The organism is Salinibaculum salinum, from assembly GCF_037645885.1.
GTDB lineage: Archaea > Halobacteriota > Halobacteria > Halobacteriales > Haloarculaceae > Salinibaculum > Salinibaculum salinum.
Map to the genome: position 1 here is coordinate 139290 of NZ_JBBENW010000005.1, position 21186 is coordinate 160475.

Here is a 21186-nt window from a genome sequence, read left to right on the forward strand (position 1 = left end):
CTCAGATACCACTACGAAAAAATCCCCGTCAGACGCGTGTCAGCGCGGTGGCTGGTCGGGGTCGAAATCTAACCGCGTGCCGACCCGAACTGCAACCAGCGTTGCAGCGAGGACGACAACGACAATGGTAGCGGGTACCGGAGGCGGGACCGGCCAGTCAGCCTCGAAGACGCGCCCGTAGTACGACCCCACTTCTTTGCCCTCTAGCACAAGCACCACCTCTCTGTTGTCGCGAGCGGAGTTATTGTTCCAGTTGAGGCTTCATAGATTGAGTTGGCGTTCCAAAATACGGAGGGTAGAACCCGGGATGGGCGTCTATGTCGGTCATCGCTTATTCAGCGAAGATTTCAGTTCCACGAATCTCAAATCGGGTTCCACTTCGGAGCCGTCAGTCACACGAATGGTCCAGCCGTGAGCATCAGCCACTTGCTTGACGATGGACAACCCAAACCCTGTTCCATCCTCGGTAGTCGAGTAGCCAACGTCAAACACGTTATCTCGTGCATTTTCCGGGATACCAGGCCCATCATCTTCAACGTAGAAGCCATCATCTAACTCCCCAACAGTAACCGTCACATCCTCACCGCCGTGTTCAACCGCGTTCCGCATTAGGTTCTCAAAAAGTTGGCAGACATCTTTCGAGAGGAACTCACGGACCGACAGCGACTAACCCTCCGGGCCTGCTTGCATGGTGGCTACTTCGAGTCCCCTCGCAGGAGTACGGCAACAGAAGTTGCGGACGCTCTCTCGCTGACCCAAACAACGGTCTCACAGCACCTCCGGAACGCTCAGCGGAAACTCTTCGAAGGCATGTTCGAACAACTGTAAAATTGGCCAGATATGTTCGAGGATATTGTCCAGCAATTCTCACTTCTGATACCCATCCCTACAAAGTTATTAACATTCGTTATCAATTATCTATCATGCTGGATCGGATAAAACTCGACCGGTTCGACCTGCGCCCGAAACTAATCATCGCGTTCGTGATCATTGCCGCGCTGGTCGCCGTGACCGGTGCGATCGGATACACCTCGGTTGCCACCGTTGACGAAGAGGCACACATCATTGCAGAAGATGGGCTGAAGATGGACGCGTCCGCAGAGATGATCGTTGCCATCGAACAGCAACAGGGTGCGATACAGGCTGCCCAACTCGGTGAGGAAAACGCACAGCAACAATTCGAGGAGTCCACTCAACTATTCAACGAAGAGGCACAGCACCTCGAAGAGGCGGAGTTGAGCCCACAGCAAGAAGAGCAGTTCTCGACCCTCCAATCCCAACACGAGGAGTACAACACGCTCGGAACTGAATTTTTCGACGCGAGAGCCGCGGGTGAGACTGAACTCGCTGCACAGAAAGCCGACGAAATGGACTCTCTCCGTACCCAAATGGAAGAGGACGCACACGCCATCGAGCAATCGGCACAAGCAGACCTGGAATCCCAAGTCGAGATCGCCGATAGCACGACACAGACCGCACAACTGGAGATACTCGGGCTTACCATCGGTGCCTTTATTTTGGCCATCGTCATCGGCTTGTTCGTCGCCAGCCGCATTACCGCCCCTATCAAACAACTCTCCGCGGCCTCACAGGCCATGAGTGAGGGCGACCTTACCGCCGAAGTCGAAGACCACCTCGAAGACGACGAACTCGGCCGCATGAGCGATGCCTTCCAGGAAATGCAGGCCAATCTCCGAAATGTGTTCGATGAAATCGACACCTTCAGCACCAACCTCTCCACCGGTGACGACGCCCTCCAGACCCGCGACCGCCAGACCGACTTCCCCGGCACCTACGGTGAGATCATGACCAACCTCGATAACGGTGCCACCGAGATGGTCGGCGGCTTCGAGGAGATCCGTACCGCCAGCCAGAACCTCAAAAACGGGTCCCTCGATCAGAACATCGATATCAACCGCGCCGGTAACTATGGCGAGATTCTCACCGCCTTCGACGACGGCATGGGGGCGCTCTCGGGCAGCTTCGACGAAATCGCCACCGCGAGCGAGGACCTAAAAGAAGGACGCCTCGACCAGGCTCTCGACACCGACTATCCGGGCACGTACGGGTCTGTTCTGGCCGATATGGACGAGGGGATCGACCAGTTGAGCGCAAGCGTCGCGTCAGTACAGCAGATCGCAGACGACGTTGCAGAGTCGAGCGAGCAAACCACCGCCAGTGTCGAAGAGACCGAAACCGCAAGCGACGAGATTGCGACCTCTGTCGAGGAGATTTCGGCCGGCGCGGAGGACCAGAGTGAGAGTCTCCAGGAAGTTGCTGGAGAAATGAACGATATGTCTGCCACGGTCGAAGAGATCGCCTCCTCAGCCGAAGAAGTCGCCGCGACCGCTTCGACAGCCGTCGAGCGCGGCGAAGCGGGCCGCGAGTCAGCAGCTGAGGCGTCTGAGGAACTTGCCTCGATCAAAGCGCAGGCTGGCGGGGCCGCCGAGCAGGTTCAAGAACTCGATGCGAAGATGAACGAAATCGGCGAGGTGGTGGAGCTGATCACCGAGATTGCCGAGCAGACGAATATGCTCGCGCTGAACGCGTCGATCGAGGCAGCACGAGCCGGCGAAGCCGGCGAAGGGTTCGGTGTGGTCGCCAACGAGATCAAAGGACTTGCTGAGGAAGCCGCAGACGCGACGACGACCATCGAGGAGCGAATCGAAGATGTCCAGGAAACGACTGACTCGACGGTCGATGAAATAGACGACATGCGAGCGACTGTGGAATCCGGGGCCGAGACGATCGAAGAGTCGGTCGAGATGTTCGACGATATTGCGAACGCAGTCCAGGAGGCCGAAGGCGGTATCCGGGAGATCAGTGACGCGACTGACGACCAGGCGGCTTCCTCGGAGGAAGTCGTCTCGATGGTGGATGAAGTTTCCAGCGTGAGTCAACAGACTGCCGCCGAAGCGAGTAACGTGTCTGCGGCGACTGAAGAGCAGGCTGCCTCACTGTCAGAGGCAGCGGACGCACTTCAGGAGATGGCAAGCCTCGCAGAGGAACTGAACAGTCAGACAGAAGCATTCGACGTCGGAACGACGAGCAACCACGCACAGGCACCCACCACTACCAGTCAGTCACCAGCGGTGAGCGACGGGGGCAACGTCAGTGAGACCGACCGAACGGGTGAGCAGTCCCAATGAGTGAAATCCAACAGCCGGACACCGACACACAGGTGCTCGAATTCATCCTCGGTGAGGAACGTTACTGCCTCACGATCGATGCAGTGAACGAGATCGTGAAAGCGACCGAAGTGACACCCATGCCGGATACGCCACCCGCGGTCGTGGGCATGATGGATCTGCGTGGAAACACGACGGCTATCGTGAACCCGAAACGGGTCTTCGAGACAGCCGAGGAAACACCTGGCGAGCAGGTCATCATCTTCGACGACGATTCGGATCAACAGTTCGGCTGGCTCGTCGATCGGGTCCTTAAAGTCGAAACCCTCCAAAATCCGGAGACAGAACCGGTCGAAGACAACCAATTTGTCAGCGGTGTCGTGAGTCGAGACGGGGAATTCACGCTTTGGGTTGATCCGGATTGTGTGCATGAACAGTTCTCGATGGCCACTGAATAGAGACACAGTACAAATGGATACAGAAGAGATTAACGTACTCCATGTTGACGACGAACCGGCGCTCGCAGAGCTGGCAGCCGATATGCTTCACCGCGAGGACGATCGGTTCTCCGTCGAAACGGCACGGAGTGCCAGTGAAGGGTCGGATAGACTGGCGGCGGACAACTACGACTGCATTGTCTCGGATTACAATATGCCTGGCATGGATGGCATCGAATTCCTGCAGGCCGTTCGGGAAGAGTACCCCGACATCCCGTTTATTCTCTTCACCGGCCGCGGCAGCGAAGCCGTCGCCAGCGAAGCGATCGCCGCAGACGTAACAGGCTATCTTCAGAAGGGCTCGGGTTCGGAAAAGTATGAACTGCTGGCTAACCGAATCAGGAACGCTGTCCAAGCCCGCCGTGAGGCACAGCGAGCAGACAGACAGGAACAACTGATGCGCCTGACGGAGTTCGCCGGTGACACCGGCGGATTTGAACTGGACAGAAAGAGCGATACAATCCAACTGACTGCTGGCGTCCGTCGAATCATCGAGCGTCCCGAACAGACTGAAATCCCTGTTGAAGAGGCGATAGAACTGTTTCACCCCGACGACCGCGAAGGCATTCAGCAAATACTCGACAGAGCATTCGAAACGGGGGAGGAACTGCACGATAGGTGGCGACTCCAGCCAGGCGACGGCGATGAGCGCCTTCTGGACATTACACTCACTCCAGTCGTGGAATCCGGGGGGCAGGTAACGAAGCTCCGCGGGGCTGTCAACGACATCACCGACCGCAAGGAACGCCAGCGTAAACTCAAACAGATCGAGACGCTGTTCCAGCACGCACAGGATTCGCTGTTTCTTATCGATGTCGCCGAGGAGTTCAGTATCGAACGGGTGAATCCGGCGTGGGAGGACGAAACGGGTTTGTCCGCCGAGCGAGTTCGTGGACAAACACCGCGGGCTGTCCTCGGCGAGCAACCAGGAGCAAACGCTGAAACAAAATACAACGAGTGCATCCAGCGCCAGGAACCACTCCAGTACGAGGAAACGTTACGATTTGACGGAGAGAACTCGTATTGGATAACACAAATCGCGCCGGTCGTGATTGACGGGACCGTCAAGTATCTCGTCGGTTCGACACGGAATGTCACCGAACAGAAAGAGCGCCAGCAGGACCTCGAACAGGCCCGCGACCTCATGTCGAACATGGAGGAGTTGACTGACGCCGGCGCGTGGGAATACGACTCTGCGAGTGAACAGCTCATGATAACGGACGGGACACGCCAGCTGTACGGACTCAACCCGGACGAGGACCTCACGCTCGAAGCGGCGCTTGATGCTGTCCATCCCGACGACCGGGACCGACTCGCCGACCGACTCACTAACTGTCTCGAAACGGGCGAACCATACGAGATCAACGTGCGACTCACCACGGGCGATGAAGCGCAGCGATGGCTCACTGCTCAAGGTGAACGCGTCTCCGAGAGTGAAACCGGCAGCGTAGTCCGTGGCTATATCCGGGATATCACCGACGAGAAAACACGTGAACGACGGTTAACCGAACTGAACCAAGCCACACAGGCGCTCCTGGCGGCAGAAACCAGACAAGAGGTCGCTGATATCGGTGTTGAGGCTGCCAGTGATATCCTCGATTTCAAAGCGAATGCTATCCACGTCCCCGAGGCTGGCGACACACAGTTGGTGCCCGCGGCACAGACGGATGAGGTAGCCTCGCTCATCGGGGACGTTCAACCCCTTCCTGTGACGGACAGTATCGCGGGACGGGTCTACCGCGACGGCGAGCCAGCAGTGATAGCAGATGTACAACAAGACCCGGACATCCACAACTCCGAGACTAATCTCGGGGGGCACTTGTACCTGCCACTTGCCGACCACGGAATCCTGATCGCCGGCTCCGAGAACCCGGCAGCGTTCGATCAACAGGACCTCGCGCTCGGGGAACTGCTGGCGGGAACTCTCGTCGCGGCATTCAACCGTGTGGAACGCGAACAGAACGCCCGCCAGCGACAGCAGGAACTCGCGCTGTTCTTCGAGGAATCCCCGCTCGGGGCCATCCAGTGGGACGACGAATTCCGATTCGAACGGCTGAACGCACGCGCAGAAGGGATTCTTGGATATGATGAGCCAGAGTTACGCGGGGAGTCGTGGGAGACGATTGTCGCCCCTGACGACCACGACAAAGTCAACACTGTCGTCAAGAATCTTCTCGATGCCGATGGTGGAACCCACGTACTCAATCTAAACGTCCGAAAGGACGGCGAGGTAATCACCGCCGAGTGGCACAACCGTGCAATCACTGACGAAGATGGGAACGTGCAATCGATCTTTTCGAAGTTTCAGGACGTCACCGAGCGCGAGAACCGCAAGCGGGAATTAGAAGAGTACGAGACGATCATCGAAGCACTGACCGACGCAGTGTACGTGCTCGACGAAGAAGGGCGGTTTACCTACGTCAATGACGAGCTTGTCGAGTTGGTCGGCTACGACCGGGAGACAATCATCGGAAGTCTCCCGGCACTGATCAAAGACGAGGAGGCCGTCGAACGGGCCGAACACCAGTTGGGACAGTTGTTGTCGAGTGACGGTCCGGAAACAGTTACATTCGAAGTAACGATACACCCACAGGAGGGTGACCCGATAGACTGTGAGGATCACATGGGGGTTCTCCCGTACGAAGGCGACCAATTCAACGGCTCGGTTGGAACACTCCGGGATGTGACCCACCGGAAAAAACGTGAACAGGAGTTACAGGAGCTGAAAAACCAGTACGAGACACTAGCCGAGAATTTTCCCGACGGTGCGGTATTCCTCATCAACACGGATCTCGAATACGTACGCGCCGGTGGCAAAGAATTGAATAACCTTGGCCTGTCTCCGAACGATATTGAGAGCGCGAAACCACACGATCTGTTCCCCGAGGAAGTCGCGGATGAACTCTGTCACTACTACGAGGAAGCGCTGGATGGGAACGCCAACACGTTCGAACAGGAGTACGGGGGCAAGCGATACCGGATTCAGACGGTCCCCGTTCGGACCGACAGCGAGGAAATCGGCCGCGTGATGGCAGTCTCACAGAACGTCACCGAGGACGTCAAGGAAAAACAGGAACTCGAACGTCAAAACAAGCGACTGGAGGAGTTCACCAGTATCGTCAGTCACGATTTGCGGAATCCGCTCCAGGTGGCCGACGGACGGTTGGAACTGATTCGGGAGGAATGTGAGAGTGAGCATATCGACGACGTCGCACAGGCACTTGGCCGGATGGACACGCTCATTGAGGACTTACTGACGCTGGCACGAGAGGGTAAGCAAGTCGATGAGACCGAATCGGTTGGACTTGCGGACGTCGCCACGAACAGTTGGCAAACCACGAACGCAGAACAGGCCGCACTCGAAACCCACACTTCTCGGGCTATCAAGGCCGATCAGAGCCGCCTCCGGCAACTGTTCGAGAACCTCTACCGAAATGCGGTCGAACACGGCAGCAACGACGTGACTGTGACGGTCGGCGCGATGGATGACGGTTTTTATGTGGCGGATACCGGCCCCGGAATCCCCGAAAGCGAGCGCGAGGAGGTCTTCGAGGCGGGATACTCAACCAACGAGGACGGCACCGGCTTCGGCCTGCGAATCGTCGAACAAATTGCCAGCGCGCACGGGTGGGAGATTGCCGTGGGTGAGAGCGAGCAGGGCGGGGCCCGGTTCGAAGTCACCGGCGTCGAGTTTGCTGACCACTGACGAGCGGGTCAGACACGACTGTCAAAGCCGGGTATCAACGCTGGTCGCCGCTGAGTTCTAAGTAATATTGTAGTTGACAAGTTATGCTACAGTATAAAAACGCGTAGAGAAAGAGAACAGGCGTGAGAACCGCAGCCTCGTCGGTGATGGTCGTTCGGCTACTCACCAGCCACATTTAACGCACTGTTGAGTTCGAAGAGTTCTTTGACTGCCTCGCTCTTGGCGACTCGGTAGCGACGGGGTGACGTGTTCGGGACTTCTTCAACGATTTCAGTCTCCAGCAGGAGGTCGATATAGTTGCTCACTGTCTGGCGCGTGACTCCGGCGTGATCGGCCAATTCCGTCTTGTTGAATTCCCTGCCTGGAGGAAGGGTGAGAATGGCGTCGATGAGGATAGGGACGCTCTTGTGCTGAAAGAGATGAAGGACGCCAGTGGGGTTTTCCAGACGCGCTTCCTTCGTGTCTTTCTCCTCTGCAGGGTGTGTTCGCGTTGACTCGCTCATATGGTCAGTATGCCGAGTGACACACATAACTGTTTGCATAGGCGTAAACGCGAGATAACGTGAATTTATAACGGACGAGAGAAGACGGAGAATATGCGCAAGCCGTCAGTGAAATGTGCCCTCCTCGCGGCGATGGTAGCTGAGCACCGATGGGGATCGCCGATCGTTGAGGAGAACCTACTCTCTATATCTGCTATCGAGACGGACGACTACCCCACTGCAAGCGATGTATTTGACGAACTTCGCAGCGAGGACTACATCACGTCAAAGGGCAAGCGAGGCATTGAACTGAGCAACAGCCACTTTGGAGCGCTCGCTGACGTACTCTACTACGAGTGTGAGTGGGAACCTTACGAGATCAGGAGTCGGCTCAAACACTATGAGGGTTGGGACAACCACGAGTGGATGTAGTCACCGCCACCGTGACTCGATGGACGTGCGGTAGCGTAAACCGATGACACTCGTGTTCAGGCAATCTTTCACCGTCTGTGGCGAGTACTCGTCTCGAACCTGTTCTAAGTTCTCGTGGGATTCAATGAGGTGAGTCAGCGCCGCGTCGATCACGTCGCTACGCGGAGGGTCATCGCTCGGATTCGCAGCGACAATCTCCTCTGCCTGATCGAACAACCGCTTCCTCTCGTCGGTCAACTTCAGACTGGTTCGGTCAGTTGCCATGGGTGGTATAAGTAGATGCGTATGCACCGGGGGTGTGATTGCGTCGTTCTGGAGTCGGCGAACGGTGCTTCTTTATATAGGTCAGTGAGTCCAGCAAGAGTGCCGGGCAATCTCCCCCCGACACAAACCCCAATTGTATGCACCTGTTCGGTCGCTCGGCCCGGTCAGGGTGCATACATCGCGGACCTCGTATACATTGAGTCGCAACCCCGTGGGGTTGGCTTCGAAGATCCGGTTCCAGATGTCTCAACAGCTTTTTGTTTCGCATACAGGCTGTTTCTTTTGGATCATCGTATAAAGTTGGAAAGTTGCTCACAGGGTGTGCACGAACAAGTGATCGCGTACAAGAAAGAGAACTCCCAAGTGTTACAGAACTATTCAGCGAAAATAGCCTCGCTCACGCAGGAACTCGTATCGGTTTTTATGATTCCCGATAATGCCGTTGCCAGTGAGATTCGATCCTGTGTATCGGTCCAAGGTATCGGGATCCGAAATTATCGCCCCGTGGTAATGGTCAAATGCTTCAGTGGCGTCTACGAGTTTCTTTCCGTGTAACATAGACCAAGCATGTTCAATTCCACCAACATTAAGATCAGACATTACCGCGTATCCCTCGCTATATTCAAATCGGTTATCGTACTCCCACATTTTTAACGAGTTGACAAAACAGGATTTTTGTGAGGGTCTTGTAGCCTCAATAGCCTCTTTGATCAGAGTATATTCGTCGTTGGTTATGTGATCAGAAATTGAGACTCGACGTCCAGCAATAGTTGTATGCTCAATATTTTCCCGTGCTACCCCCTTTCCATTGTCTGCGACGAACCGATGTGTGGGGGAATTTTCCCGTGACGTCTTAACGTATTTAGAAGCGAGATTCATTACTATTCATTTGTTCGTGCCTGTGCTCTTGTCACGATAGGTATCGATGTCCTGCAGATTCGATCCAAGTTCGTTCTGCGGGTATTCACTCGTCGAAGACAGTTGGTGGTCAAGATCTTGGTCCTTTGTCGATACCCGCACGTACAGCCTACTTGCACGGTTACGGACAGAGTTCCTACTTATTTAAAGAATAGTTATTACGGACAGTCTGTCGAGGAACGCACGTTCTCGGACAGGGATGGGTCAGAGTAATCATACTCTTGCTCAGTGCAGGCAAGCTGTATCTCGCCGAGATGGAAATTCTCTGAAACCTTTCAGAACTAGCCTGCTGAATAGAGAGGATCTATGCAGCACTCGGTCACTATTGATTTCGCGCCATTATTCGTGCATCAACTCCTCGGTAAGACTGCGTATACAGCAGTCAAATAACATCAGGTGTTAGCAATTCACTCAAAGAGGGCAACAGAGATCTACGGGTGAGAGTCTGTATATATCCGAACCTCGCCAGCTGTCAGCTCCACGGTGTACCCCCAGAGACGAGTCGTGATTGTAATCGGACGACCTGAAAGATTGTCCACTTCATCGAGAAAGTCAACGTCAATCCAATCTTGGAGGGTGCTATCCCTTTCAAAGATGTCCATGTCGAGAGCGAGAAAAGCGTGTAGAACCGACTCACTCATCGGCTCATCGGCATCACGGGAGTACGCGACCAGCAGATCGGTGGATGTCTGCTCATGGTGCGTCGCCGATCTGACCGTATTTTTCTGTTGCCCCTCGGTGAGATCGTGTCCTTCCGAGAGGAGATGTGTCACCTCACCGTGTTCGTCGGTGAGTGGCTGAAGTGAGAAGTTGATGACTGCTTTTCGGTCTGCGCCCTGAATGGTCAGCTCATGATTGACAGACTCGCCGTTAACGCCCTTGCGAATATCGGCACGGACCTGCCGCTGAACGGTTTCTGAGAAGCGGATTCCGGGAACATTCCACAACTTCGTTCCGATTATCTCTTTCCGGTTACTTTCAGTGAATTTCAATATTGTATCATTCGCCGCCCGAACTGTTCCATCTGGTGTGAGAACCCCCACAAACTGATTGCTGTTGTTGAAGATCTCTTCATAGCTCGGATCCATTAGCCCCACCATTACTGGATATAAGGATTCATTAAGTATAAATCCCGTACACGTTATTGCCTGTTGGAGAGTATGGCCAATATCCACCAATTAATAATGGGTTTTACAACGGGTTCTCGATGTCTATAGATAATTGGTACGTGTTTAGCCCCGACGGATTTCGCCACTGTCTCGTAGTAGGCGACCAATCAAGGGGATATGTACCCTCAGCAAGATCTAATTGAGCTTCTCCAGGGATGGTCTCCGCTCGGAGACCATCCCGATGGCTCTGCTGAGGTACCGCTGAGGTGGTCATAGTGGATTGGGATGACCTCAGCAAGGACGAACTTCTCTCGCGGTTTCTCCAGATGGAAGATCGAATTGACGAGCTGGAGGAGAAACTGGCGCAGAAGGACGAACGAATCGAAGAGCAGCAAGAACGGATCGAAGAACTCGAAAAACGCCTTCGCAAATACGAGAATCCACATACACCGCCTAGTAAGCGACGGTCGGGGACCGAGTCCCCGACCTCGCAAAACGACGAGGACGACGATGTCAGATCTGACGGCGGCACTCCTGGACGGAAGGACGGTCACGACCCTGTGTGGCGTTCTACGGCTGATCCGGACGAAGAAGTTGAGGTCACCTGTGACTGCTGTCCAGAGTGTGGCCAGCACTTCGACGAGTCGGTGGGCGTCAGCCCCCGACTCGTCGAGGAGATTCCGGACCCACAGCCACCAGAAGTCACGCAGTACAACCGCCACTGCTACCAGTGCGACTCCTGTGGGACTGAGACAGTCGCTACACACCCTGACTGCCCCGATGAGGGGCAGTTCGGGGTGAATGTTATCGCTCAATCAGCACTATCGAGATACGATTACCGCCTGCCCTACCGGAAGATTGCTGACCGTTTCGAGCAGCTGCATGAACTGGAGTTGTCAGGCGCGGCCGCGTGGCACGCGACCGAGCGCGCTGCGCGCGCCGGTCGCTGTGAATATGAGCAGATCCGCCGCCAGATCCAGCAGGCTGACGTTGTCCACATCGATGAAACAGGCATCAAGCGAGATGGTGAGCAAGCATGGATCTGGACGTTCACCACCGAGAGCCACACACTCTACGCGGTTAGAGAGAGTCGTGGAAGCGATGTTCCCGCAGAAGTCCTCGGCGAGGACTTCGCGGGAACGGTCATCTGTGATGGATGGACGGCCTATCCAGCCTTCAGCGACAATCTCCAACGGTGTTGGGCACATATTCTGCGAGAGGCTGAAGATGCCGCTGAGAAGCAGCCAGAAGGCAAACCGATTTACGACTCTCTCAAGCAGTTGTACGTCGCTCTCCAGACGCGGCTGGAGAGCGACTTGACTGTTCGTGAGCGAGCAGAACTCCAGCGTGTTGCACGAAGAGAGCTTGAATCGCTGATTGAGCGGTCAGTTCCCGACGGACCAGTGGCAACACTCATCAAAAAGATCGAAGGTGGCCTCGACCACTGGCTCACCTTCGTCGGTGAGCCAGCGGTCTCTCCAACAAACAATGCCGCGGAAAACGCGCTCCGTGAGCCGGTGGTTCTCCGGAAACTTATCGGAACACTCCGCAACGACCGTGGAATGTTCGCTCATGAGACGGTGCTGTCCCTGCTGGCGACGTGGCGCCAGCAGGGACGCAATCCCTACGACGAACTCAAGCGAGTCGCCCGAAACAACGAGATGCTTTCACGAGATCAGGCTGTGCCGGCCGTTGAGTCCTCGGAGTAAACACGTACGATAATTGTTATCCCGAAAAAAGGGAACGAGCTGATGAACTACTTACAACGTTGGCTAACCCGATTCGGCGGGAGATCGTCCATTATTTCGAGAATCATATTGAGGGGACGAGTTCGTCCCTTGAGGAATTGACCACGCACCTTGCAGATCGTCTGCCAGGCGAGAGTCAAGAACATCTTATGTTGACACTTCCCCAAACGCACCTGTCAAAGCTTCAATCACGGGGATGGTTGAGCTATGATACACAAACCGGGGAAATCACGTATCACGGAAGTGAGGACGCGAAGCAGTTGTTGACCGAAGTTCGGGATATGTTCTAAAAAGCGTGTCCTAACACGTTGAGTGTCCCAAATCCGCGGGTTGCTCTTCGTCTGTATATTGTGAGAGCCAGCCCATATTCAGTAAGATGATCGGTACGTAGTTCCCTGTACTGATCAATCTGCTCACTCGAAAACTGGTGGTGGTCCCGTGCAAGATACGCGCGATCTATCTTGCACACGTTGAATCGATCTATCCAACAGATGGTAGGTAGCACAGTGACCGAGACAGAGCGTGAGTGCAGCAAATAGAACCGACTTGATCCACGATCCGTCGTTTGAATTGGCCGTTAGATGGTCGGTTGCGTATTGAACAAAACCAGACAGCACAACCTTCTCATCTTCTAATTTCAACTTTATCACTTAAACGCCTTGGTTCATAATGGACAAGATTGATATTTTATTAACACTTTAGTAATATAGGGCTTTCAAACTTGGTCTTAGTGGACATCCAATCCCCTCCCACTTCGCTTTCCCGTTGTCCGAGGCCCTCAACCCTCTATCCTCGGTTGAAAGCCCTGTTTTTCCCTCGAAATCGGTGACCGATACGCGCGGTCTATTCAGCACTCGGCATTATATTAGGCTTCGAACAGGTCAACTCGACAACTGCTGAATTTAGAGGTTCCGTTCACCACTTGGGGGAGGTATCGAAGCAAGAGACCCCGTGCAAGTCAGTCGAAGCTATCGGTCCAATATTGCAACGAAACCTGCCACCTGACCGCGCATGTTTTTTTAGTCGAGTATATCGGGATTGTCCTGGTCGAATGGGTCCTCGATATCGCCGATAATTGTTTCCAGTAGGTCGGTGACAGTTATCAGTCCAACCACCTCACCGTCTTCGATGACGAGCGCCATCTCTTGTCGTTCTGTCTGGAACTGATCAATCGCATCACTTACGTCGGTATCAGGTGAGAGTGTCATCGTCGGTGCTGCCAATTCAGTAAACGCACCGTTGCCAGCAGACAGTTCCTCACGGCGCTTGAACAGGGCCGGGCTGTAAACGATGCCACGGAACTCGGTGAGGTCCTCACCGATCAGTGGATACCGCGTGTGTGGGTGCTCTTCGAGTTTCCGAAAGTTCGATTCAGGATCATCCTCAGTAGACAGCGCTACAATCTCCTCCGGCGGAATCATGATTTCTCCCACCGACTGCTCGCCGATGGCAAAGGCGTTCATAACCTCCTCACTGCGTTCCTCGGCCAACTCACCCTCATTGAGCACCGACCCAAGCTTGTTTCGAAGGTCAGCGCGGGTTTCGATGACCTCCTTTTCGGTCTCTGTCCATGCCTGGGTCATCTCGATACCGAATAGACCGAGCGTTCCCTTTGCAACCGAGTCACCGACCCAGATGGCCGGAGCGAGTATCTTGGAGAACCAGTACAGTGGCCGTGCGCCGTACTGGGCTACCTGTTTGGAACGTTCGACACCAAGATACGTCGGAGTCTGTTCGCCGTGGGTGAGATGGATCAGATTGATGAGGAGAAACCCGAGGAGTGAACCGGCCCCGATCGATGCGAGGGTGGTGTTCTCGAATAATGGTTCGAACAGGGCTGCTAGTCCGGGTTCAGCGATGATTCCCAGTGCGATACTGGTCCCAGAGATCCAGACCTGACACGTCGTCAAATAAAATTCCAGGTCGTTAGTCATTTCCCAAGCGAGTTCGAGCCCAGGGGTATCGAACTCCGATTCGGGATACTGTCTGACTCGGGTTAGCGCGAATTCGATTGCGACGAAATACGCGTTTACCCCGATGAGGATAAGGCCACCGAGTATCCGCAACCCGATCTCAAGCGGTTCCATTACTGGCTACATTCATCCCAGACACAAAACAGTGTATGAATGGGAAGAAATACGACAATTTGACCTGACCAGACTGCAAAATAAGCGCCCTGTATCTTTTATAGTCTTCAATATATCTCGTTGAACTCTCATAACTTTCGGAGATCAGTAACAGGTCTACTAAGTGGGTGTTTCAAATCAGATAGCGATGAAATCTATCTCCTAAGACCTCTTATCTGCGTACAGACCGTACACGGCTTTCAGATCAAGGTGACTTAGCAGAGCGATGAGGTTGTCTCCAGTGAAGTGGTTGTGTACAGGCATGAGGTATCGCCTCCGAATTCCGCTTCAGTTAGGTCAGTCGAAGCTTGTCGGACTCCGGTTCGTACAGATTGCCCTGTTTCAGTCCCTTGGCAATCGCTTTCTCCGCCTTCTCTTCTGAGATTCCATTAGCAACCATCTCTTCAATCACTTCGGCGTGTGGGGCTCCGCTCTCATACTCGCTGGACAGATCACGTACGGTTCGTTCGAGGGATTTAATCCGATCACGTTGGGACTTTGAGTTCCCGACTTCAATTAGATCTGCATCGAACTCACCTGTCTCGGGATCGATCCCGACATCTTGAAGCGATTGCTTGACTAACCATATCGCTCGACTAACATCGACATCTTCGACGACATCTGAATGTCGTGCACGCGCACTTGCAGTTGCGAGCCGAGTCAAGCCTTCTAATTTCCGGACAGTAACCGGTACTGCCGAATCCTCGTCATCTCCTTCTTTCCGAATGGTCTGGAAGAATTCCTTTAATCGTGTTTTCGATTCATCTGGTAATTCAGGCAGATACGATTGTGCTTCTGCGATCCACGCTCGCAGAAAACCGATATTGTCGTCAACTGACGCCTGATGGTCTTCGTTCCGCTCAGCTTCCATGTCACTCTGGAACCCATCTAACACGGCTGATGCTAACTTGTCATCACGCTCAGCATCTACCTCGTCGGTCATCGTCACGATGAGATCAAACCGGGAGAGTAACGATCCCGGCATATCGAACTGCTCTGCAATTGGTTCGTACTGATCGAACCGTCCGTATCTCGGGTTGGCTGTTGCCATCACACTTGCTTCTGCAGGCATCGTGACGTGCTGATCTGCAACCGTTGCTGAGACTATTTGTGACTCCATAGGATTATGAAGATCCTCAATAGTACTCTCACCGATCTTATCCAACTCATCAATGACGAGCATCCCGTTGTTAGCTCTGACAATCGCGCCGGACTTGATCGTCCAGCCAGACATTTCATCGTGTACAGCTGCAGCAGTAAGCCCTACCCCCGATGTTCGTGTTGAGACGAACTCCGACCGGGGCACGATATCTGCTGCTAATTCAGCTATGGCAGTCTTCCCCGTACTTGGATCACCGCAAGCCAACACGTGGATGTCACCGCGTTGCGAGTTGTTCAGGCGCGGAGAACTACAGGCTTGTAACAGCACAGCGAATTTCAACATACGGAGCTTGGAACCGCCTGGAGCGTACATTTCTGGAGCCATCTTCGAATCCACAATCTCACTTATCGGGTCATGTACCTCCTCGAAGGCGTCAATATCATCTTGATATGTCTCGACATTCACGTCAACTTCATCAACGGCTTCAATTTCACGGGCTTGCAATCGGTACGGCCGATTCCAACTGTTCGTATCTTCCGTTGTCAAGTACCCATTGACCACAACGTTTCGACCTAATTCGCCAGTATACGCACCTGCAAGCGATGCCTTCAGAGAGACAGTGAGGGTTTCAACCCCATCTTGTGCGTGTTCTGGAGGGGTCTGGAGCCGTAACTGCTGATAGTCCACGAACTCGGACTTTGTTTTATCTAAATCAAACGGGCCCTGTCGCTCACATCCCACACATTCGTGTGGCTCCAGTAGGTCATCATCGGTCATTCGCTGCGGTATCGACGAATTTGTACCGCACCGCAAGCACTTGAATACGGCTTCTGAGAGAACAGGATCGACTTCAGTTACCGTGTCGATCTGACCCTCTATTGCGAAGAGCCGTTCCAGCTCTTGTGACCGGTAATCACCGACAAGCCGCTTGTCTGGCAGGTCTGTCCATCGAATCGTGAAATCCTCCGGATCGATATCTGCCTCAACTAATTCGACTATGACAGTTTTAATCGCTAATCCTTCCGGGTAGTGGGTACTTCCTTCTTCAATTGTTTCCACGTGTTCGAGCAAGTCCTGAACCAACTCGGGCCCACACGCTTCTGCTAACGTCGCAGCCGATAATTGAATCCAACACTCATCAGGCACTCGGTCAACAAATGCCTCTATCTCTTGCTCGTGGTGAGTCTTTAACCACTCTTCTAGCTCTTGCCTTTGCTCGGTGTAATGGTCGCCATCTTTCTGATTCTCATCATCAGGCTTGTGCCCGTTCGTATCAGCATCCAACTGCTCACTCGGAGCCATCGTTATCCTCCTGAAGCAGTGCGAATTCCTGATGGGCCGTCGCCTCTTCATCTTCTGTCTCTGCGGCACTCATATCCAAGTGCAGACGCCGCTGTTGAATGTCCACGTTACGTTCGGTGACGCGTGCACGTACGTCACTACGAACTTTCTTGATAGCATCTTCACTCGCCACGCCCTGATTTTTGATCTCCGCAGCTGCCCGCAGCTCACTCCGTTGTGAAGCGATCCCAAGTGTAGGGTTATCCACTAACCGGTCAATGATGTCGTCAATTATGCTACCGTATTCTCGGCGTTCCTCTTGTTGTAGTTCTATCTTCTCTTTGAGACGTTTACGCCGGTCAACAAGCTCATTTTTCGTTTCTGCCAATGACTGGATCTCGTCATCATATTCAGCAATGCTTTGCTCAAGCTCCTCGACCTGCCGATACAGCGCGGCCAAGCTATCATTTTCAACGGCAAGGTGAACTTTGAGAGCCTCTGTGACGATCTCCCAATTGTTGTCATCCGCCTCTCGCAGTGGTTCGAGAACTTCAACGGGCAGCTCAAGATGCGTTCCTTCTCGGTGCTCCCGTGATGTCATACAAGTACCTCCGCGTGCCCGTGGGGCGTAACCGACACTACCGATGAAACATCCACTGTCGGAACAGCCTGTCTGAAATGACTGATATTGTGATTCTGTGCGTGCGCATTGGCAGGCTGACTGCCATTTGTAACTCGGAAATGGGGTCCGATCATGCACGAAGGGATGGAGTATACACTTAGGAATCCCTTCGCTAAGTGCCTGTAACTACTTGATCGGAGCTAAGAAGGAAATATAGCCAACTCGAATTTGGAGTTACTTTGGAACCTCGGCTCGAATTTGGAGTCGATTAAGAAAATATTCAACTCGAATTTGGAGTTGGCTTGGGTTGCTAAATAGCTGGGAAATGGAGTAGAATGCATCAATGGGTACCACGCTTACCGACTACCTCAACTCAAAAGGGGGAATCGGTATCCTCGCAGCTCTCCAAAAACACGGCAAAACGTACTCTGAAATTGAACCTGATGTCCTGATCACATCCTCTACTATCAGTACACGGACTGACGATGGAATCGACGCCGGATTGCTTGAACGTGCAGCCAGCAAGCGAAAAGATCGGACAGTAACAGAATACCGACTCACGGATTACGGTGAAGCAGTAGTCCGTGACCTCTCACAACGAGGTATTCTGAGTAGTTACCAGGAAATGCGAGATAATCAGCGAGCACTGGACGAAAAGACAGAAAACTTCCTAGAGTGGGCTAATGAAAACCCGAGCCACTACGTTAGCTACATGGAACCACACGAGGAGACACTACCAGACCGGAACGACAACTCAAGCGATTCCTTGGAACGTGTGGTTAAGCCCCGCCCGGACGACCAGATCGACGAACCGACGGACAGCCCTGATTCGAAAGATTCGGAACCTGAGGATAAATCACAATCTCGCCTCTCTGACGCCAATATTCAGGAGAAGATGCAGGGAGCTGCTCACGACACGGACAACGATGAAAATGCCGGGGAAGATGCTGCAAGCACAGAAACGGATGCAGACGAGTAATTGACTCCTCTTTTACCCCCAATATCATTAAGAACCGCAATAGCAGCGCGCTGGCGTCCCACAAGAAGGAACGCTTAGGACTACTCGTCGTCCAGAACGTTCTCTTGGATGTCTGTGATGAGCTGCGAAGCATCGGATGCGATATCGTCATAGCCTCCTTCGATGGCGAATCCAGCGGTTCTACCTATCGCATCTTCCATGTGCTTGAAGTAGGTCCGATCACTGCCGATATGCTTACTCGCATCGTACAGGCAGGCCCGCGGCATGGACAGATCCATGCCTTTCTGAGCCTCTAACTCTGCTATGATTTCTTTCGCTTTCTCGATTTTCTGTACTCGCTTTCGGGTGGTTACGTTAGTCATGGGTCTGACCCAAACAGGTGAAACCGCTACTCTCTTTTTTTTAATACTCTGGCTTCTGGCGGGTTCTCCAACTTGCTTGCAGTGCGATCGCCACAATCATTCGGAGAAAGAATCTCTATCGTCCTTCTCAGCGGTCGTTGAAAACAGGGGTAAGCAACGGCCTGGTTAACTTGAGGAAACAGTTTCAGTTAGCGAGTCAGGAACAGTAAATGGAAGATCTTGCTCAATAGTGTCGTGATAGAGCGTGTCGATTTTCTTAATTAGGTCAGGATTCGACACGACGTGGTCGTCTATTGCTCTGGCTAATGCCGCGATGTACGCCTCGAAAAAGTCGCCATGGGACTCAACATTAATTTCGTACGTGGCCTCAAGCACATTCGCCTGATTCCCGGTTCTGGCCGTTCGAGCTGGCAGTAGCTCTGTAATATCGTCATCACTGTGGAACCGTTCAGCGAAGTTTTTGACAAAGTCATCGTGGCCAGCGCGTGCATTTCGGAGCCAGAATTTCAATTGCTGATCGCCAATCGCAACTGAACGGTACTGATCCCCAAGCCGGTGGACAAACCCGACACGAGCGTTTGGCTTGGGTGAATCAGTTATCGGACTGGCTTCATCCAGTTTCGTCCACCACTCTCGCGGGAATACCATATTCCAATCTGTATGCCCCTGCCGGAAGACCCACTGACGTGATTCACCTGCACTCACTGGAATTTCAGCAAGCACATACTCCTCTGGAACCTCTCCGTTCTCGACGATCGTCACCGCATCAAGAGCCTCCACTAATTCAACGCCCCAAGTGTCGATGAAGTCGTCCCACTTGTCTGTGAACGCAGCTTGCACATCCGAAATTTCGTCGTGATACTCAAGATACAATTCGACCTTATCCTGCTGGGTTTCTTCGTATTCGGTCATCGTGAGTTCACTCCGGATGTTATCAATGAAATCGTTGAGTTGCGCTGTTGTCCGCGCTGGGTATTCACCGTGACTTGTAGCAAGAAACGACTGGAGATTCGAGGCCACCCATTCCCACGTGACCGGGACAAACTCATTCGCCTTCGGAAGCGGAGCGTCGCCAGGAGCAAGATAGACGTAATGATGACTGTTCGACGGCACCTCGTCTTTCTCAAGCCCAATACTACTGAACGAATCAGTGTCAACATAGTCACACGTCTGATCGTCGCCCTCGGAGGCCTCTACCTTCAACTCCCAGCAAATGAACCAGTCTTTGCCGGCCCAGATGACAGCATCTGGACGCCGTCCGTTGGAAGTGATCACCTCCGTTTCGATCTGTATATCGTTGAGATCGAAGCGGGAAAATGAGTATTCGACATCATCACGCTCGGATACTGCAGAGAGGAAATGTTCTAACAAAGCGTGATCAAGCCCGTGAGCTCCACCGGGTGACAGAAAATGAAAGAGTAGCCGTTGCCAGTCCTGTTCTGCGTTGCTCCGACCAAGGATTTGGAGTGTCGTTGGCGGAGGCTCTGTGGACTCCGGCAGCAGATCCAGCCGGTTTTTGAATTCGCCAAGTCTCTGTTTGAGACTATCTGACACGTAACATACTCCTCTCGGTTTCCAAATAAAGGAAAGAGCCACTACTCATAAAATCTGTGGGTAAGGGCACAGATGAAACGGTTGCTCCAGGCACGTGTCGGTTGCAGTCAGAACACGATAGATCTGTATAAATGAGCACGGCAGTTATCAGCCCGTTGAATGATGGGGACTGGAATTGATTGAGAGACGCATTGATTGGCTTTTTCGTGTCGGTAGTGGTCGTCGTTAAGTGAGGACACTCCTCTCTCATTATATGATATACAATTCGCTGTACAATGTACAACTTCGTGGCTATTACAGTAGTTTTGGGCGCAGTTTGCTCATCGCGCTCCACTCCGTTCTATCACTATACAAAATACAATCTCTTGTATAATGTACAAGCTGAGCTTGTAAGAGGGAGCTCAGACCAGACGACTACGCTCAGAAATATGGTTCAATTCATCAGAACAGCTCGTCGATAGAGGCATCTGAGCTTGAAGATGTGTTTGAGAATCCGGCTCTGCCACGACGGAGAGAAGCAATTAGTGCGCTCACGGATGCTGGACTCTTGTCGTCGCTGGAGGCCGAGGCGTATGTCCGGTGCGTCATAGAGGAGCAAAGTCCAGTTGACGAGCAACCATTCTCTCAAAGTATTGTTAGGTCAGCAAAGGAGAAGCTCGCCGCAGCACGAGAATCATTCAGCATTCTCGATAGGTATCGTCTTCCCAAGGCTCCGACTAAGTGCTCAAAGTGCGGATCGGCCCTCGGTAACGTGTGGACAACGAATCTTGAGGGAAGGCCGCTATGTCTTGATTGTGCAGAGGTTGGCCGCCCAGAACTGAATTCTTAGTCCCCTGCCTGGGCATAGTAAATTAATAACACGCCATAATGAGTCAC

General features: G+C 53.2%; 17 protein-coding genes and 1 pseudogene. 8 read left to right on the forward strand and 10 right to left on the reverse strand.

Annotated elements, in window-relative coordinates:
• Positions 1–39 precede the first annotated feature (39 nt).
• Both WDJ60_RS06720 and WDJ60_RS06725 read right to left on the reverse strand, forming a co-directional pair.
• Positions 40–216, reverse strand: coding sequence for a hypothetical protein (locus WDJ60_RS06720; protein ID WP_340099362.1), 177 nt, complete (start codon positions 214–216; stop codon positions 40–42).
• A gap of 115 nt (positions 217–331) precedes the next feature.
• Positions 332–627 (reverse strand): annotated as a pseudogene (locus WDJ60_RS06725) (sensor histidine kinase); the annotation flags it as partial.
• Here WDJ60_RS06725 and WDJ60_RS06730 point away from each other — a divergent pair.
• The 4 genes from WDJ60_RS06730 to WDJ60_RS06745 all read left to right on the forward strand — a co-directional run bounded on the left by WDJ60_RS06730 (position 625) and on the right by WDJ60_RS06745 (position 7331).
• Positions 625–828, forward strand: coding sequence for a helix-turn-helix domain-containing protein (locus WDJ60_RS06730; RefSeq protein ID WP_417750439.1), 204 nt, complete (start codon positions 625–627; stop codon positions 826–828). The pseudogene WDJ60_RS06725 and the gene WDJ60_RS06730 overlap by 3 nt on opposite strands.
• A 95-nt stretch (positions 829–923) precedes the next feature.
• On the forward strand, positions 924–3149 hold the full coding sequence (locus WDJ60_RS06735) for a HAMP domain-containing methyl-accepting chemotaxis protein (protein WP_340099364.1): 2226 nt from the start codon (positions 924–926) through the stop codon (positions 3147–3149).
• Positions 3146–3586: a chemotaxis protein CheW gene (locus WDJ60_RS06740; RefSeq protein WP_340099365.1), complete on the forward strand. Its 441-nt coding sequence runs from the start codon at positions 3146–3148 to the stop codon at positions 3584–3586. The genes WDJ60_RS06735 and WDJ60_RS06740 overlap by 4 nt, the downstream gene beginning before the upstream one ends.
• A 13-nt stretch (positions 3587–3599) precedes the next feature.
• Positions 3600–7331, forward strand: coding sequence for a PAS domain S-box protein (locus WDJ60_RS06745; RefSeq protein WP_340099367.1), 3732 nt, complete (start codon positions 3600–3602; stop codon positions 7329–7331).
• A gap of 158 nt (positions 7332–7489) precedes the next feature.
• Here the strand turns inward: WDJ60_RS06745 and WDJ60_RS06750 are convergent, their stop codons facing one another.
• A complete protein-coding gene (locus WDJ60_RS06750; RefSeq protein WP_340099369.1) occupies positions 7490–7834 on the reverse strand; it encodes a helix-turn-helix domain-containing protein in 345 nt (114 codons plus the stop codon).
• A 93-nt stretch (positions 7835–7927) separates the two neighbouring features.
• Between WDJ60_RS06750 and WDJ60_RS06755 the strand changes: the two genes are divergently transcribed.
• The gene (locus WDJ60_RS06755; protein WP_340099370.1) at positions 7928–8245 is read left to right on the forward strand and encodes a hypothetical protein; all 318 of its coding nucleotides are present in this window, start codon (positions 7928–7930) and stop codon (positions 8243–8245) included.
• On the opposite strand, the gene WDJ60_RS06760 is transcribed toward WDJ60_RS06755, so the two are convergent.
• A complete protein-coding gene (locus WDJ60_RS06760; protein ID WP_340099372.1) occupies positions 8246–8509 on the reverse strand; it encodes a DUF7386 family protein in 264 nt (87 codons plus the stop codon).
• A 1349-nt stretch (positions 8510–9858) separates the two neighbouring features.
• A complete protein-coding gene (locus tag WDJ60_RS06770; RefSeq protein WP_340099376.1) occupies positions 9859–10527 on the reverse strand; it encodes a PAS domain-containing protein in 669 nt (222 codons plus the stop codon).
• A gap of 335 nt (positions 10528–10862) precedes the next feature.
• Between WDJ60_RS06770 and tnpC the strand changes: the two genes are divergently transcribed.
• Together tnpC and WDJ60_RS18890 are read left to right on the forward strand one after the other, a co-directional pair.
• The gene (gene tnpC / locus WDJ60_RS06775) at positions 10863–12245 is read left to right on the forward strand and encodes an IS66 family transposase (protein WP_340099485.1); all 1383 of its coding nucleotides are present in this window, start codon (positions 10863–10865) and stop codon (positions 12243–12245) included.
• A 59-nt stretch (positions 12246–12304) separates the two neighbouring features.
• The gene (locus WDJ60_RS18890) at positions 12305–12574 is read left to right on the forward strand and encodes a DUF7344 domain-containing protein (RefSeq protein WP_465269241.1); all 270 of its coding nucleotides are present in this window, start codon (positions 12305–12307) and stop codon (positions 12572–12574) included.
• Between the two features lie 729 nt (positions 12575–13303).
• Here WDJ60_RS18890 and WDJ60_RS06780 read toward each other — a convergent pair.
• From WDJ60_RS06780 to WDJ60_RS06790, 3 genes are all read right to left on the reverse strand, one after another.
• Positions 13304–14371: a hemolysin family protein gene (locus WDJ60_RS06780; RefSeq protein WP_340099378.1), complete on the reverse strand. Its 1068-nt coding sequence runs from the start codon at positions 14369–14371 to the stop codon at positions 13304–13306.
• A gap of 331 nt (positions 14372–14702) precedes the next feature.
• On the reverse strand, positions 14703–16814 hold the full coding sequence (locus tag WDJ60_RS06785) for a minichromosome maintenance protein MCM (protein WP_340099380.1): 2112 nt from the start codon (positions 16812–16814) through the stop codon (positions 14703–14705).
• Positions 16801–17394, reverse strand: coding sequence for a hypothetical protein (locus WDJ60_RS06790; protein WP_340099381.1), 594 nt, complete (start codon positions 17392–17394; stop codon positions 16801–16803). Before WDJ60_RS06790 ends, WDJ60_RS06785 begins: the two co-directional genes overlap by 14 nt.
• 364 nt (positions 17395–17758) lie before the next feature.
• Between WDJ60_RS06790 and WDJ60_RS06795 the strand changes: the two genes are divergently transcribed.
• Positions 17759–18394 (forward strand): winged helix-turn-helix domain-containing protein, encoded by a 636-nt coding sequence (locus WDJ60_RS06795; protein ID WP_340099383.1) that lies wholly within the window; start codon positions 17759–17761, stop codon positions 18392–18394.
• Between the two features lie 80 nt (positions 18395–18474).
• Here WDJ60_RS06795 and WDJ60_RS06800 read toward each other — a convergent pair whose 3' ends face one another.
• Both WDJ60_RS06800 and WDJ60_RS06805 read right to left on the reverse strand, forming a co-directional pair.
• Entirely contained in the window at positions 18475–18756 is a 282-nt protein-coding gene (locus WDJ60_RS06800) for a hypothetical protein (RefSeq protein WP_340099385.1), read from the reverse strand.
• A 165-nt stretch (positions 18757–18921) separates the two neighbouring features.
• Positions 18922–20310 (reverse strand): PD-(D/E)XK nuclease family protein, encoded by a 1389-nt coding sequence (locus tag WDJ60_RS06805; RefSeq protein ID WP_340099387.1) that lies wholly within the window; start codon positions 20308–20310, stop codon positions 18922–18924.
• Between the last annotated feature and the right edge of the window lie 876 nt (positions 20311–21186).